Origin of the sequence: Halochromatium roseum (genome assembly GCF_016653315.1) — a bacterium.
In the GTDB taxonomy this organism is placed as follows: domain Bacteria; phylum Pseudomonadota; class Gammaproteobacteria; order Chromatiales; family Chromatiaceae; genus Lamprobacter; species Lamprobacter roseus.
Window position 1 is genome coordinate 1 of record NZ_NHSH01000065.1, and the last position, 14390, is coordinate 14390.

Consider the following 14390-nt stretch of genomic DNA (forward strand, 5'->3'; position numbering starts at 1 on the left):
CAACACGTTCAGAAATCGTGCTACTCGCATGGCTGATCAGGTGATCTTGGTCGTTGCAGGGTTGGCCAACCTCAAAAATAACTATGTTTTTCAATGAGAAAACGATTATTATTTGGTCACAAGTCTACTGAATAGAATCTGACGATCGTCGAATCAATGCATTCAAGAGAAACCCCTTTTGCTAACACTTCTATGCGAAAATCCTACGCGAGTAAGGCATCAGCGCCCACCGGCCCTAACTCTCAGGGCGCTTCGCCACCCCGGCAGATGAATCACGTGAAACCACGTTAAGCTCATCACATCCCGACATCAGAGGCTAGAATCGATGCAGACGCCCGACGATCATCAACACATCGTAAGCGCCTACGACCTTGAGCTTGCCCATCTCCGAAGCCTGGTCGTCGACATGGTCTCTGCCGTGGCTCGGCAGACGAGGGATGCAGTCGAGGCACTTGCGACCAACAGCAGCGCACTCGCTCGCGAGATCGTCGACCGCGACCCCGATGTCGACGCACTCAGCCTAGCCGCCGATGAAGAGGTATTCCGGGTCATCGCCAAGCGGCAGCCAACCGCGATCGACCTGCGCCTGGTCTTGGCAACGGCGCGCATCGTGGGCGAGCTGGAACGGGCCGGCGACAAGGCCAAGCGCATTGCAAAGCATTGCCTGAAGCTGATCGACACCGAGACCCGCCCACTCTTACCGGAATTGGCCATCGAGCCGATGCAGCGGTTGATGGACATCGATTGTGAGCTACTACAGGATGCCGTCTCTGGCCTTGTCGAGGCCGATCTGCAGAAGGCCGTTGCCGTTTTCCAGGCGGACTCGCGACTCATAGCCGCGAGTGAGCAAGTGCGCATCAGCCTGTTCGACCCTGCCACGAAACTCAGCGGCGATCACTTCGCCAGCCTGCTCACGGTCGCCCATGCCCTCGAGCGAACCGGCAACCATGCCAACAATATCGCTGAGCAAGTGGTTTACGTGATCACAGGTGAAGATGTACGCTTCCGCAACCGCGAGTTGCTGATTGACCGGTTGCGCAGCAGAGCCCCCGCATCATCCAACCGCTAACGACGCAGATCATCGATCAGCTCCCGATCCTCACCGACGGCTTACCCAACGCCCGCTATCGCCCGCTATCCGGAGCCCCGCACTCGATGTCCAGGTAGTCTGCTCTTGCAAAGAGCGCGGGTTCGACCCGTCGGGCCATGCCCGCCCCTATTGCAACTCGACAGAGGCCTGAATCGGGTTAGCCGAAACGGCCAGTGATGTAGTCCTCAGTCAGCTTGTGCTTGGGCTGATTGAAGATGTCATCGGTGGTGCCGACCTCGACCAGATCGCCGAGATGGAAGTAGGCCGTGCGCTGTGACACGCGCGCGGCCTGTTGCATCGAGTGGGTGACGATGGCGATGGTGTACTGCTGGCGCAGTTCATCGATCAGCTCTTCGATGATCGCGGTCGCGATCGGGTCCAAGGCCGAGCAGGGCTCGTCCATCAGGATCACTTCAGGTGAGACCGAGAGGGTGCGGGCGATACAGAGACGTTGCTGTTGGCCGCCCGAGAGGCCGGTGCCGGGCGCGTCGAGCCGATCCTTGACCTCTTTCCACAGGCCTGCCCGCTGCAGGCTGGTCTCGACCAGCTCATCGAGTTCGGCGCGGCTGTTGGTCAGTCCATGGATCCGTGGGCCGTAGGCGATATTCTCGTAGATCGACTTCGGGAACGGGTTCGGCTTCTGAAACACCATACCGACTCGGGCCCGCAGCGGCACCACATCGATGCTTTTGTCCTGGATCTCTTGGCCATCGAGCTTGATCGAGCCTTCCACCCGCGCTGCCGGAATCGTGTCGTTCATTCGATTCAGGCAGCGCAGAAAAGTCGACTTACCACAGCCTGAGGGGCCGATCATCGCGACCACCTCGTTCTGCCCAATATCAAGACTCACGTTCTTGATCGCGTGGTTGGCGCTGTACCAAACGTTGATGTCCCGGCACCGCATGCGAGGATTCGGCGAGCTGATCTCACCGACCGTGGTGGTGGTGGATTGATCCTGTGCCAGGTGATCGGCCGTCAGGTTAGCGGGTTTCACTGCAATAGCGTCAGCGGTCGTATTCATTAAAGGATCTCATTACCAGCGCCGCTCAAAGCGCCTGCGTAGCAGCACAGCGGTTAGGTTCATTAGGATGAGGAAGGCCAATAGCACCATGATCGCGGCCGAGGTGCGCTCGACGAAGCCACGCTCGGGGCTATCCGCCCATAGGAAGATCTGCACGGGCAGAACCGTGGCCGCATCGGTGAACCCCTGCGGGATGTCGACGATGAAGGCGATCATGCCAATCATCAGCAGCGGCGCACTCTCGCCCAATGCCTGGGCCATGCCGATGATGGTGCCGGTCATCATGCCCGGTAGCGCCAATGGCAGCACATGGTGGAGCCGGGCCTGCAGCGGCGACGCACCAACACCGAGCGCGGCTTCCCGGATTGAAGGGGGCACCGATTTCAGCGCCGCCCGACTGGCGATGATGATCGTCGGCAACGTCATCAAGGTCAGCACCATCGCCGCCACCAACGGTGTCGAGCGTGGCACGCCGAAGAAATTGATGAACACCGCTAATCCCAGCAGACCGAAGACAATCGACGGCACTGCGGCCAGGTTGTTGATGTTCACCTCGATCAGATCGGTAATGCGATTCTTCGGCGCAAACTCCTCCAGATATAAGGCCGCACCGACGGCAATCGGGAACGAGAACAGCAGCGTCAACACCAAGGTATAGAACGACCCCAGCACCGCACCAGCAATACCGGCCAGCTCCGGCTCGCGCGAGGTGCCATTGGTGAAGAAGGGAACATTGAAGCGCTTGCTCAGCAGTCCCTCATGCTGCAGCTGCAGCACCCAGGCGAGTTGCTGATCCGTGAGTCGGCGCGCATCCTGGGGCGTCGTCAGCTCAAGCGTCTCCCAGGTGCCAGCCTCGGCTGGCGCGGCCGAGGCCGGTGGCACCAATAGTTCACCGCGCGCCCGGTTCGGCCCCAATGCCACCAGCTTGATCAGCCCATCGTTGATACGCAGCAGGAAACTCGGTGCGTCGGCGCTGAGCACCAACGCATCGCTCCCTTCGGCCTCTGCGCGTAAGTCCTGGATCTTGGTCTCCAGCTGTGCCATATCGCGCTCATTGCGAGCCGCCTCACGCTCAGCTTCGCCCGCTTGGTCATCGCTCAGTCCACCTTGCTCGAGCAGCGCGGTCTGCGCATCTCGCGAGCGCTGCAGACGCGCCTGCTGGCGCGCTAGACGGTCGGCGTTGTCGATGAGGCGAGCCCGAGCCCGCTCGAGGAGTGGCAACAAGCCGTCATCCGTGACCCGGACAACAACCGCATTGCCGATCTTGTCCAGATCACCGTCGACGGAGGCAACACCAGTGCCATCGAGACGCGAGATCGGCGTCGAGCGTCCCTTCATGAACATGTCGACGTCATCATCGACCAGCAGCCGGACCGAACGCTCGCTACCAATCACCGCCGGATCGCTGGTCACCATCTGCCGCAGCTGCAAGGGTGCCCCTGGGCTGAGCAACGCGTCCAGACTGCGCCGTTGGGTCCGGCCCGTGACCTCTGGAAACTCGGCGCGTAGGGCGTCACGAGCAAGCTTCAAGAAGTTCACAGACCGCAGTTGCCGCGCAATCTCGATCTCATCCAGGCCACCCTCGGCCAGCGTCCCGCTCGGATCGATCAGCTCGGCATTAAAGGCTACCGGCAGCTCAACATAGGACTGGAAAAAGGCCGTGTAACCTTTGCTGACGATGCTGACAAAGAGGATTAGCACGAAGCTGAGCCCAAGCACCACGGCGCTGGCGCCAAACAGCCGAAACCGGCGCTCGGTCGCATAGCGGCGCTTGAGGCTCGCCTCGACGATCTCTCTCGGGCTGCGGCGCGTGCCGCTTGCAGTTGATGTGTTACTCATACTGTTCACGGTATTTGCGCACAATGTGCAGCGCGATGACATTGAGAATCAGCGTGACGACGAAAAGCGTGAGTCCAAGCGCGAAAGCGGCTAGGGTCTTAGCACTATCGAACTCTTGGTCACCGGTGAGCAGGGTGACAATCTGCACCGTCACCGTGGTCACGCTCTCGAACGGATTCGCGGTCAGGTTCGCGGCCAAGCCGGCGGCCATCACCACGATCATGGTCTCGCCGATCGCCCGCGAGACCGCCAGCAATACACCGCCAACGATACCCGGCAGCGCGGCCGGGAAGATGACCCGACGGATGGTCTCGGATTGGGTCGCACCGAGCGCATAGGAGCCATCGCGTAGTGATTGCGGCACGGCGTTGATCACGTCCTCAGAGAGCGAAGAGACGAACGGAATGATCATGATGCCCATCACCAAGCCCGCCGCGAGCGCACTCTCGGAGGCGATGTCGAGGCCGACACTCTCGCCGAGCCCGCGCATGAAGGGAGCGACCGTCAGAGCGGCGAAGAAGCCATAGACGACGGTCGGAATGCCGGCCAAGACCTCCAGCACTGGCTTGGCCCAGGCGCGCACCTGGCGTGGCGCGTACTCAGCCAGGTAGACCGCCGACAACAGCCCCACCGGCACCGCCAGCAACATGGCAATAAACGAGATCAGCAAGGTGCCAGTGAACAGCGGGATGGCGCCAAAGGCCCCTGAAGCACCCACCTGCTCCGCACGCAGTGCGATCTGCGGACTCCATTTGGTGCCGAACAGAAACTCGGTCCAAGGCACCATTTGGAAGAAACGGATGGATTCGAACAGCACCGAAAGCACGATACCGAGCGTGGTCAGGATCGCGATGGACGAGAACAGCACCAGCACGATCATCGCGATCGACTCAACCCGATTGCGCGCCCGAAGGCTCGGCGTGGTGTGCTGCCAGGCCCAGGCCATACCCGCCAGCACCATGGCACCCACCAGCGCCCAGAGCGTTGCGGTGGCAATGCCCTGGAGACGCTGATAATGGGCAGCGGCCGCCTCGACCTCCGCGCTTGGCTCGCGGCCCATCAGGTTGCCGTCGGCCAGGTTACGGATATCGCTGACCAATAAGCTCAACTGTCCTTCAGAGAGTTCAGCGGTCATCTCCGGTGGCAGCTCGGCAAGGGTCAGCGTAGTCAGAATCTGGCCCTGCATACCGGTCCAGAACAGCAACAGCAGCAAGGCCGGGAGGCCAACCCAGAGCGCGGCGTAGTAACCATAGTAGGCCGGCAACGAGTGCAAGCGATTAATCTGAGTGACGCCGCCAGCCACGCCAATGGCACGTTTACGCCCGATGTGATAGGCCAACCCCATGGCGGCCAGGATGATAAACAACAACAGCGAAGGACTCATAAGGACTCGCGGTCTTGATCAGTCTCTGTACAGCTAGAACGCAACACGCCAGCAGCCCTCACGGGCCACTGGCGCTTACGAGCCACAATGCCGCGCCAAAGCCGCATCGCGGATCGAGCCAGCGCTTATTTCGGACTGGACATCGGCTCCAATGCCTGTGATGACTTGGCAACCGTCGCACGCATGTCATCCGGCAGCGGGATCAGCCCCTTACTCGGCAGATAGCCATCCGGACCCCAGGCATTCTCGCTAGTGAAAGCAGTGACGTACTCTTGGATGCCGGGAATGGTGCCGACATGAGCGTTCTTGACATAGAAGTACAGCGAGCGCGAAACCGGATAATCGCCACTGGCAATGTTGTCAAAGGTCGGCTCGACGCCGTCGATGATAGTGCCCTGTAGCTTGTCAGCGTTCTGATCCAAGAAGCTGAAGCCGAACACGCCGAGCGCATCCGGGTTGGAGTCGAGCTTTTGCACGATCAGGTTGTCGTTCTCGCCAGCCTCGACGTAGGCACCGTCCTCACGCACCGAACGGCAGACGGCCTTGTACTGATTCTTGTCTTCCTTCTTCATCGCGGCGATCCAATCGAAGGTCTTGCAGCCACCTTCCATTGCGATCTCAGCGAAGGCATCACGGGTGCCGGAGGTCGGCGGTGGGCCGAGTACCTCGATAGCAACGTCAGGCAGGTCTGGGTTGACGTCCTTCCAGGTCTTGTAGGGGTTAGCCACCAGCTCCTCACCGCCCTTGGGGTTTGGCACATCCTTCGCTAGTGCCAGCCACAGGTCACGCAGTGACAGCTCAAGCTGCGGCGCCTTCTTCGAGTTGGCAACAGCGATGCCGTCATAACCAATCTTGACCTCGGTGATCTCCTCAACGCCGTTTTCCTGGCACTGCTCGAACTCCGAGACCTTCATCCGCCGAGAGGCATTGGTCACGTCCGGATGCTCGACACCAACACCAGCGCAGAACAGCTTCATGCCGCCGCCCGAGCCGGTCGACTCAATCTTTGGCGTGTTGAACTCAGTCGCGTTACCGAAGTTTTCAGCAACCGTGGTCGCAAACGGGAACACCGTCGAAGAACCGACGATGTTGATGGTGTCGCGCGCCATCGCCTGCGACGACAGGGAAAGCGTGCCAAGTACAGCAATGGCAATCACAGATTTGTTCATGGAGAGACTCCATCAGGGGGGTGAATCGAGTCACCTATTGTGTCTCTTAACCATTGATATGATATGACTATAAGATTGCCGTTTGATGACAACGCCTCAGCCGCTGTGCGCAACGCCCTAGACATTCACCGCAGACATCCACGCCAGCTGAGGCGCTACGAGCAGTTGCTTAACGCTGATCGATGATGCGCCGCATGGCGCGCTGGACGCGGTTGCTCGGCACCGAGAAGCCGATGCCGACATTGCCGCCGGAGGGTCCGATGAGGGCGGTATTGATGCCGACCACCTCGCCAGCCAGGTTCACCAGCGGGCCGCCAGAGTTACCTGGATTGATCGAGGCATCGGTTTGGATGAGACCACCGAGGGTGTCACCAGCGATACCACCACGCCCGACGGCACTGACGATGCCGGAGGTGACGGTCTGACCGATGCCGAACGGATTACCGATCGCGACCACGAAGTCGCCTACCTCGAGCGCGGAAGAGTCGCCAAAACGCAGCGCCGGCGCCCGCACCGGTGGAATCTTTAGCACGGCGGTATCGGCGCTCGCATCGCTACCGATCAAGGTCGCCCGGAAACTGCGTCGATCTTTGAGGGTAACGGTGATCTCGGTTGCGTCGCGAATCACATGCGCATTGGTCAGTACATAGCCGCGCTTGGCGTCGATAATCACGCCCGAGCCGGCGCTCTGGGTGCGCTGACGCTGCCCCGATTCGGGTAACGGCAGATCAAAACGCTCCAGGAAACGCCGGAATGCGGGGTCGCGCAGGAATGGATGCTCCTCGAGCCGGGTCTCGGAGTCGACCGATATATTGACCACCGCCGGCGTGATCGGACGCAGCAAGGGTGCGAGTGAGGGGTAGCCTTTACTGCCAATGCCTTTGAGATAGGCCGGCAGCGCGCCCCCCCGATCGGCTGACGCTGAATCCGACCGTGTCCCCGTATCGAGCGGCGCAAGCGCTGTGCCCGCACAACCGCTGGCGAGCCCAAGAATGAGCGCGAACGCGATCAACGCTCGCGCACAGCGTGCTGTCATCGGCATCAGGCTCAAGCTGAACCGGGACCTTAGGCGCGGAGGTTGCGCTTCGCACGCCGCCCTCGATCGCTGCCTACGCCAGTGTGCAATGCCTAGCAAGTCCATGCGCAGCATCAGTTCCTGCGCAACGCCGAGTACTGGGCCAAGGCGCTCGCCACCTGGAGACGGAAGCCATAGGCCACCGGTTGATTGATCATCAGGCTAAACGGCAGCCAGTCGCGCCCGCGGCGCACAAACCCAGCATAGGTGCTGACCCCGCGCAGGGTACCGGTCTTCGCACGCACGTTCGCATCATTGTCTTGTGTCGGCAGCAGATCGAGATGCGGCCGCAGTCGTTCGAGAACCTCTAACATCTGTCGACCGCTGAGGCGATTACCGCGTGAGAGGCCGGCGCCGTCTTCGATGCGGAAATCACGCCAGCCGAAAGTCTGGCGCGCCCAGCGCTCGATGGTCTGCTGCGCGTTGGCCATGCTTGCGCGGCCGCCCTGCTCGCCAAGCAACAGGAACAGATCGTTGGCGACAAAGTTGGTCGAATATTCAAGCATGTTCTTGACCACCTGGCCGAGCGTCTGGCTACTGCGATGGGTGTAGACCAGTTTCGCCGACTGCGGAACCGCGCCTCTCTCAACCTGGCCCCCAACCTGAAGACCGCCCTGCTGCAGCTTGGCCTTGAAAACCTCGCCAAAATGACCCAGAGCGGTCTCGCCATCAACAAGATTGATGCGGTGCTTACCATCCCCCAGACCACGGCCGAGCCGCTGCGCTGTCGGAGTGATCGGGGTTTGTATCTCGGCGCTGGAGACGCGCCCGGCTGACACCAGCAGGCTTACGGTGTTGAAGTTGACCGCGAGCGCGGTGACGGGCGCGTCGTAGGGATTGTTACTCGACGAGCGACCGGGGATGACGACCTGGGTTCCAAACAGCTGGGCATCGAGCCCAAGCCCAGACACTGAGCGCACCCCAACAGCCTTCAGTGCAGTCACCACCTGATCCAGCTCCTCCGAGACCAGGTAAGGGTCACCGCCGCCTTTCACCCAGAGGCGGCCATCGCGGCCCAGATAGAAGCGCGTCTCGAAGCGGTGCTTCAACCCCCAACGCTCAATCGCAGCCAAGGCGGTGATCAGCTTCATGGTCGAAGCCGGAACCAACAACCGATCTGGCTCCTCGGCGATCAACAGGCGGCGGCCATCGCTGACCACTAGACTCGCGTCCTGCAGCGCCAGGGCTTGCTCGACCGGCCCAGCGACGGCAGCGCCTGCCAGCATGGGCGAGACCAACAGGCCAAACAACAAGCCAGTGACCACCCGCAAAGGGAACAGAACGCACATGAAAGACACCCCAAAAGACCGCCTTTAGAAACGCTCGCGAGCATAGCACGCGGCCGTCATTCTACCGCGGCGCAGGCAGCCTTTAACGCTCAGTTTCAGGGTAACGACGGCAGAATCGGGACGATGGCGGCCTCAAGCCTTAGGCTCTAACTCCAGCGACACCGAGTTGATGCAGTAGCGCAGGCCGGTCGGCTTCGGCCCATCCGGAAACACATGCCCGAGGTGGGAATCGCATCGCGCGCAATGCACCTCGGTTCGACGCATACCATAGCTCGTGTCGGTGTCAGTCTCGACCGCGGACTCGCTCAGCGGCGCGTAGAAGCTCGGCCAGCCAGTGCCGGAGTCGAACTTGTGCTCGGCGTCGAATAATTCCGCTCCGCAGGCTGCGCAGCGGTAACGACCAGGCGCTTTGGTGTCAAAGTAAGCACCACTGAAGGCTGGCTCGGTCCCATGCTCACGCAGCACCCGGTATTGCTCAGCGCTCAGCTGATCGCGCCATTCGGCCTCGGTCTTCTTGATCTTCTCGCTCATGCGCTTGACCTCGTCATCTTGGTGACATCGTCATCCTGGTGGAAATTCGGGTTTGTCATGAAGGCGCGCAGCCCGGGGTCGGCTGCGGCTTGTTGAGGCAACACTGCGGGCGTCGCTATACTCGCGAGGTTCCAAGCGGCCCTTCGCTCCTTCACACCTCTGGTCTCAGCAATGCACCCCACTGCGCTCCAAACCCTGACGTTATCTGTGATGGGGCCAGGCCTTGCCGATGTCCACCCTGCTCGCCCGTCTCAGGCCTGAGCATGCGGCGCTCCTCTCGCCCCTTCATCGCCCGCTTGATCATGGCGGTCGCCGCCGTCGGGCTGTTTATCGTCGGCTATCAGTGGGGCAACCAGTTCCAAACCGCCCATCAGCCCCCGCTGCGTATCGAGGGCGTGTTGCTGCGCCCACCCATTGAACTGCCCGAGCTTGATCTGCATGGATCTCAAGGTCCGTTTAACCGCACCGACCTAGACGACCATTGGTCGCTGATCACCTTCGGCTCGCCGGGGAGCGCGGCCGGCCATCGTGGCGTCTCGCGCCTGATCGAGATCGCAAACCGGGTCGCTGATCAGCCCGATCTGCGAAAGCGACTGCAACTCCTGCTGATCAGCGCCGATGACGCACCAATGCTCGCGCGTGACTTCGAGCAGCTCACACCAAGCTTGCGGGTATTGAGTGCCCCCGAACAGCTGTTGGCCGAGCTGAAGACAGCGGTTGGCGCCGGGCAGGACGAGCCCGCAGAAGCTGCCGAGCAACCGCCGCCGTTGTTCCTGGTCGATCCAAGGGCGCGCTTGGTAGCCCTGTTCGCTGGCGGGCAGCCGGCTGCCAAGGTCGCGGATGATCTAAAAATGCTGTCGGAACGGCCAGAGGCATTGGTGGCCGCGCCGCAACCGGCTGATACCGCTACGACGACTAATCCAGACCAATAAGACTGGCACCACGCATCCCTACGGTTCAGCATCGCCCGAATCCGCTGTCTAAAGCATCTCGCTACCGAATCCACCCAGCGCACCCCATTAGCGAACCCGATTAGCGATCCCATCAGTGACCCATCCCACCACCAGATCCCACCGAGGCCGTGCAGCCCGCGGCTTGAGCGCCCGCCTGTTCGTTGGACTGCAGTACCTGCTGCCACAGCACGCCCTCTCCAACGCGATGTTCTGGCTGACTCGCCGCCATTGGCCGGCGCTGACATCCTGGATCATTCGGCTCTATGTCCGCATCTTCCGCGTCGACCTGACGGAGGCCGCTGAGCCCGATCCAGGCGCTTACCCAAGCTTCAACGCCTTCTTCACCCGCAGGCTGCGGGCCGATGCCCGACCGCTACCAAGCCTAGCGGATGCCATCGCCTGCCCGGTCGATGGCCGCATCAGTCAGGCTGGAAGGATTCATCACGGCGAGTTGATCCAAGCCAAGGGTCAGCACTACTCGCTTGAGGGCCTATTGGGCGGCGATCCGTCGCTCGCAGCCTCATTCCAGGACGGCCTCTTTGCCACCCTTTACCTCTCGCCAAGGGATTATCACCGCATCCATATGCCGATTACGGGTCGCCTGCGACAGACCATCCTGGTCCCGGGTCGGCTGTTCAGCGTCAACCCGACCACGGTGGCTGCCGTGCCGGGCCTGTTCGCACGCAACGAGCGCGCCATCTGCCTGTTCGACACCAGCGCCGGCCCGATGGCCGTGATCCTAGTCGGCGCCATCTTCGTCGGCAGCATCGAAACCCTCTGGTCTGGACGCCTGACCCCACCCCGCGCGCACGCGATCCGCGTCGACAACCCTGGAGATGGGGGAGTCAGCCTGAGCCGCGGCGATGAATTCGGCCGCTTCAACATGGGCTCGACCGTGATCCTCCTGTTTCCGGCGCACAGCGCGCACTGGGAGCCACAGCTACAGCCGGGCACGGCGGTGCGCTGTGGCGAGCAGATCGGTCAGTTGGATCGCGACCGTTAGCCAGCTCGGGCGAAGCCTTAGGCGCTTGTCGAATACGCTCGTAGCGACTTGCACCAGAGCATTGCGCAGGATGTCGTGTGCCTTCATTGCAGCTCGTCTGGAGCATCGCCGGACTCTGTATCCGGCTTTTTGTCCGGCTGTTTGTGCACCCATGCGTCCGGCTATGCGACACGGAAGGCAGACGCAAAGACCCACAAGGCGGCCCGAGGGTTGACAGCGCCTCAGGCGCGCTCGACCGGGAACGCCAGCACCGCGTCGATCTGATCTGCGCCAAGCGCGCACATCAGCAGCCGATCGAGTCCCAATGCAATCCCCGCGCTGGCTGGCATGCCAGCCTCAAGGGCAGCCAAGAAGGCCTCATCGATCGGCGGCACCGGCTGCCCTGCAGCCCGGCGTGCACGCTGATCGGCTTCGAATCGCGCGCGCTGCTCGTTCGCGTCGGTCAGTTCCTCGAAGCCATTCGCCAGCTCCATGCCCTCCAGATATAGCTCGACGCGCTCGGCGACGCTCGGATCACCGTCGCGCAACCGCGCAAGCGCCGCTTGGCTGGGCGGATAATCGCGGACAAAGGTCATGCAGCCACGGCCTAGGGCAGGCTCAAGGCACTGGCTCATCAGCAGGTCCAGCCAGCCATCGCGGTCCAGCTCGAGGTGATCGCAGCCTTCAAGGCCCTGTGCCCTCGCCACGGCCTTGAGCACGGCAGGCGTTGCTCGCCAGGGATCTAGCTCCAGCCGATCTCTAAACAGCTGCCGGTAGCTCAGCACCTCGTGCTCAAGCCCCGACCGATCGAGGATCACTCGCACCAGGTCGGCGACCTCATCGATCAATGCACTCAGAGACCAGCCGGGCCGGTACCATTCCAGCAGACTGAATTCGGGATGATGCCGACGCCCGCGCTCGCCATCGCGAAAGACCTTGCAGACCTGATAGATCGGACCACTGCCTGCAGCCAGCAACCGCTTCATCGGCAGCTCGGGTGAGCTGTGCAGATAGAGCTGCTGGCCCGACGGCGCGTCCGCGCCAGACCCAGACCAGCGGGTGCGCAGCGATTCAATGGCCGGATCGGTCGTCGCGCTTGCCGAGAGCAGTGGCGTCTCGACCTCTAAAACCTCGCGCTCGGCGAAGAAGTCTCGCAACCGCTGTAGCATGCGCGCGCGCCCGCGCAGCACATCGATCGAGGCGCTTGGCTGCCAGCAAGCCTGCCCGGCATCAGCGCGACCTCGCAACGTGTCACGCGCGATCGTTGCCCGACTCACCGTTGCGCCATCGCGATCAGGCAGCCGGCAATTGCCTGAAAATTGGCTAATAATCGCCTAACAATCGTCTAATCACCCGAATCACTCTTCTTTGGCGCGCGAGACGTAAGAGCCGGTGCGCGTGTCGACCTTGATCATCTCACCGGTCTGTACGAACAGCGGCACATTCACCACCGCCCCGGTCTCGAGCGTCGCAGGTTTACCGCCGCCACCGGAGGTGTCGCCCTTCAGACCGGGATCGGTCTCGGTAATCTCGAGGACGACGAAGCTTGGCGGGTCTACACTGATCGGCTGGCCGTTATAGAGCGTAACGCTGCAGAGATCCTGCTCCTTGATCCACTTCGATGCCTCGCCGATCGCGGCCTCGTCAGCGGTGAGTTGCTCGAAGCTGCTCGGGTCCATGAAGTGCCAAACCTCACCATCGTAGTAGAGATACTGGAGATCGGTCTCGAGTACATCAGCCGCTTCGACCGAGTCGCCAGACTTGAAGGTCCGCTCGACAACGCGGCCGGTCTTCAGGTTGCGGACCTTGACGCGGTTGAAGGCTTGCCCCTTGCCGGGCTTGACGAACTCGTTCTCGACGATCGTGTACGGATCGCCATCGAGCATAATCTTCAGCCCGCCTTTGAATTCATTGGTCTTGTAACTTGCCATCAGATCCTCTTGCAGTGCATCGTGCGTTCAATGCGATGGTCTACCCGGTAGCGTTATGACTTGGGCCGTCATGACTCGGGGCGCCAATACCGGACAGAAACCAAACCGACTATGGTAGCGCGAACCCAACAGCGATGGCAGACCCCGAGCTGGAAACAGGAGCTGGCGGCGGCCTTTACCGACCCGGTCGCGCTGCTGCAAGCGCTCGAGCTCAGTCCGGCCAAGCTACCCGAACCGATTCAGCGGTCGGCCCGCTTTCCGCTCTTGGTCCCCCGAGGGTTCGCTGCACTGATGCGCCGCGGCGACCCCAACGACCCACTCTTACGCCAGGTGCTTCCGCTCGTCGCAGAGGCACGCCCAGCAGCAGGATTTGTCACCGACCCGGTTGGTGACGCCAACGCAGGCCTTGTGCCAGGATTGCTGCAGAAGTATCGCGGCCGCGCGCTGCTGATCGCGACTGGCGCCTGCGCGGCGCACTGCCGCTACTGTTTCCGCCGCCACTTCCCTTATGCAAGCACAGGCGCTCAGAGCGATCGACTCGCTACCGCCATCGCAGCGCTCGAGCGAACCCCGGATATCGACGAGGTCATCCTCAGCGGCGGTGATCCGCTGATGCTCGATGACGGTGCACTAGCTGCGCTCATCACGCGCCTCGACGATCTCCCACGGCTCAAGCGGCTCCGACTGCACACACGCCTGCCAAGCATCTTACCGAGCCGGATCACCGATCGGCTCTGCGCGATCCTCTCCGGCAGCCGGCTACAGGTCGTCATCGTGGTCCATATCAATCATCCAGCCGAGCTTGGACGGGACGCCTGCCTGGCGCTGCTCGGCCTGGCCGAACTCGGCACGCCGCTGCTCAACCAAAGCGTGTTATTACGTGGTGTTAATGACGAGGTTGAAACCCTGGCCGAGCTGTCGGAGGCCCTGATCGCGACGCGGGTACTGCCCTACTACCTGCATCTGCTCGACCCCGTCAGCGGCGCCGCGCATTTTGACGTCCCGGAGACCAAGGCCCGCGCCCTCGTCACCCAACTCCGGCAGCGACTGCCTGGCTATCTGGTCCCAAGGCTGGTGCGAGAGCAGCCCGGCGAACCCTCGAAAACCGTCTTGCTGTGACCGGTCT

12 protein-coding genes and 2 pseudogenes are annotated in these 14390 nt (G+C 61.8%); 4 read left to right on the forward strand and 10 right to left on the reverse strand.

The window, feature by feature from the left end:
* Positions 1–325: 325 nt before the first annotated feature.
* Entirely contained in the window at positions 326–1069 is a 744-nt protein-coding gene (phoU, locus tag CCR96_RS16135; protein ID WP_201221154.1) for a phosphate signaling complex protein PhoU, read from the forward strand.
* 178 nt (positions 1070–1247) lie between these two features.
* Here phoU and pstB read toward each other — a convergent pair whose 3' ends face one another.
* The 8 genes and pseudogenes from pstB to msrB all read right to left on the reverse strand — a co-directional run bounded on the left by pstB (position 1248) and on the right by msrB (position 9398).
* Positions 1248–2111 carry a phosphate ABC transporter ATP-binding protein PstB gene (pstB, locus tag CCR96_RS16140; protein ID WP_201221155.1) on the reverse strand — a complete coding sequence of 288 codons (864 nt, stop codon included), beginning with the start codon at positions 2109–2111 and terminating at the stop codon, positions 1248–1250.
* A gap of 12 nt (positions 2112–2123) precedes the next feature.
* Positions 2124–2918: pseudogene (pstA, locus tag CCR96_RS24685) on the reverse strand (phosphate ABC transporter permease PstA); the annotation flags it as partial.
* 525 nt (positions 2919–3443) lie between these two features.
* Positions 3444–3992: pseudogene (locus CCR96_RS24690) on the reverse strand (DUF3333 domain-containing protein); the annotation flags it as partial.
* Positions 3943–5334, reverse strand: a complete 1392-nt coding sequence (gene pstC / locus CCR96_RS16150) for a phosphate ABC transporter permease subunit PstC (RefSeq protein WP_201221157.1) — start codon at positions 5332–5334, stop codon at positions 3943–3945. The pseudogene CCR96_RS24690 and the gene pstC, both read right to left, overlap by 50 nt.
* A 125-nt stretch (positions 5335–5459) precedes the next feature.
* Positions 5460–6503: a PstS family phosphate ABC transporter substrate-binding protein gene (locus CCR96_RS16155; protein ID WP_201221158.1), complete on the reverse strand. Its 1044-nt coding sequence runs from the start codon at positions 6501–6503 to the stop codon at positions 5460–5462.
* Positions 6504–6672: 169 nt separating this feature from the next.
* On the reverse strand, positions 6673–7545 hold the full coding sequence (locus CCR96_RS16160) for a trypsin-like peptidase domain-containing protein (RefSeq protein WP_201221159.1): 873 nt from the start codon (positions 7543–7545) through the stop codon (positions 6673–6675).
* A gap of 107 nt (positions 7546–7652) precedes the next feature.
* The gene (locus CCR96_RS16165) at positions 7653–8867 is read right to left on the reverse strand and encodes a D-alanyl-D-alanine carboxypeptidase/D-alanyl-D-alanine-endopeptidase (RefSeq protein ID WP_242519141.1); all 1215 of its coding nucleotides are present in this window, start codon (positions 8865–8867) and stop codon (positions 7653–7655) included.
* Between the two features lie 132 nt (positions 8868–8999).
* Positions 9000–9398 (reverse strand): peptide-methionine (R)-S-oxide reductase MsrB, encoded by a 399-nt coding sequence (gene msrB, locus CCR96_RS16170; protein ID WP_201221160.1) that lies wholly within the window; start codon positions 9396–9398, stop codon positions 9000–9002.
* Between the two features lie 263 nt (positions 9399–9661).
* Here msrB and CCR96_RS16175 point away from each other — a divergent pair, with 263 nt between their 5' ends.
* The gene (locus CCR96_RS16175; RefSeq protein ID WP_201221161.1) at positions 9662–10330 is read left to right on the forward strand and encodes a hypothetical protein; all 669 of its coding nucleotides are present in this window, start codon (positions 9662–9664) and stop codon (positions 10328–10330) included.
* Positions 10331–10493: 163 nt separating this feature from the next.
* A complete protein-coding gene (asd, locus tag CCR96_RS16180) occupies positions 10494–11354 on the forward strand; it encodes an archaetidylserine decarboxylase (RefSeq protein ID WP_242519142.1) in 861 nt (286 codons plus the stop codon).
* 221 nt (positions 11355–11575) lie between these two features.
* Here the strand turns inward: asd and epmA are convergent, their stop codons facing one another.
* The gene (gene epmA / locus CCR96_RS16185) at positions 11576–12610 is read right to left on the reverse strand and encodes an EF-P lysine aminoacylase EpmA (RefSeq protein ID WP_420827277.1); all 1035 of its coding nucleotides are present in this window, start codon (positions 12608–12610) and stop codon (positions 11576–11578) included.
* An 81-nt stretch (positions 12611–12691) separates the two neighbouring features.
* On the reverse strand, positions 12692–13264 hold the full coding sequence (gene efp / locus CCR96_RS16190; RefSeq protein ID WP_201221163.1) for an elongation factor P: 573 nt from the start codon (positions 13262–13264) through the stop codon (positions 12692–12694).
* Positions 13265–13375: 111 nt separating this feature from the next.
* Here efp and epmB point away from each other — a divergent pair, with 111 nt between their 5' ends.
* Positions 13376–14383: an EF-P beta-lysylation protein EpmB gene (gene epmB / locus CCR96_RS16195; RefSeq protein ID WP_201221165.1), complete on the forward strand. Its 1008-nt coding sequence runs from the start codon at positions 13376–13378 to the stop codon at positions 14381–14383.
* Positions 14384–14390: the final 7 nt, after the last annotated feature.

Bases quoted from the DNA above. Each gene is read 5' to 3' on its own strand.
- phoU (WP_201221154.1), top strand. From the start codon at position 326: ATGCAGACGCCCGACGATCATCAACACATCGTAAGCGCCTACGACCTT.
- pstB (WP_201221155.1), bottom strand. From the start codon at position 2,111: ATGAATACGACCGCTGACGCTATTGCAGTGAAACCCGCTAACCTGACG.
- pstC (WP_201221157.1), bottom strand. From the start codon at position 5,334: ATGAGTCCTTCGCTGTTGTTGTTTATCATCCTGGCCGCCATGGGGTTG.
- CCR96_RS16155 (WP_201221158.1), bottom strand. From the start codon at position 6,503: ATGAACAAATCTGTGATTGCCATTGCTGTACTTGGCACGCTTTCCCTG.
- CCR96_RS16160 (WP_201221159.1), bottom strand. From the start codon at position 7,545: ATGCCGATGACAGCACGCTGTGCGCGAGCGTTGATCGCGTTCGCGCTC.
- CCR96_RS16165 (WP_242519141.1), bottom strand. From the start codon at position 8,867: ATGTGCGTTCTGTTCCCTTTGCGGGTGGTCACTGGCTTGTTGTTTGGC.
- msrB (WP_201221160.1), bottom strand. From the start codon at position 9,398: ATGAGCGAGAAGATCAAGAAGACCGAGGCCGAATGGCGCGATCAGCTG.
- CCR96_RS16175 (WP_201221161.1), top strand. From the start codon at position 9,662: ATGCGGCGCTCCTCTCGCCCCTTCATCGCCCGCTTGATCATGGCGGTC.
- efp (WP_201221163.1), bottom strand. From the start codon at position 13,264: ATGGCAAGTTACAAGACCAATGAATTCAAAGGCGGGCTGAAGATTATG.
- epmB (WP_201221165.1), top strand. From the start codon at position 13,376: ATGGTAGCGCGAACCCAACAGCGATGGCAGACCCCGAGCTGGAAACAG.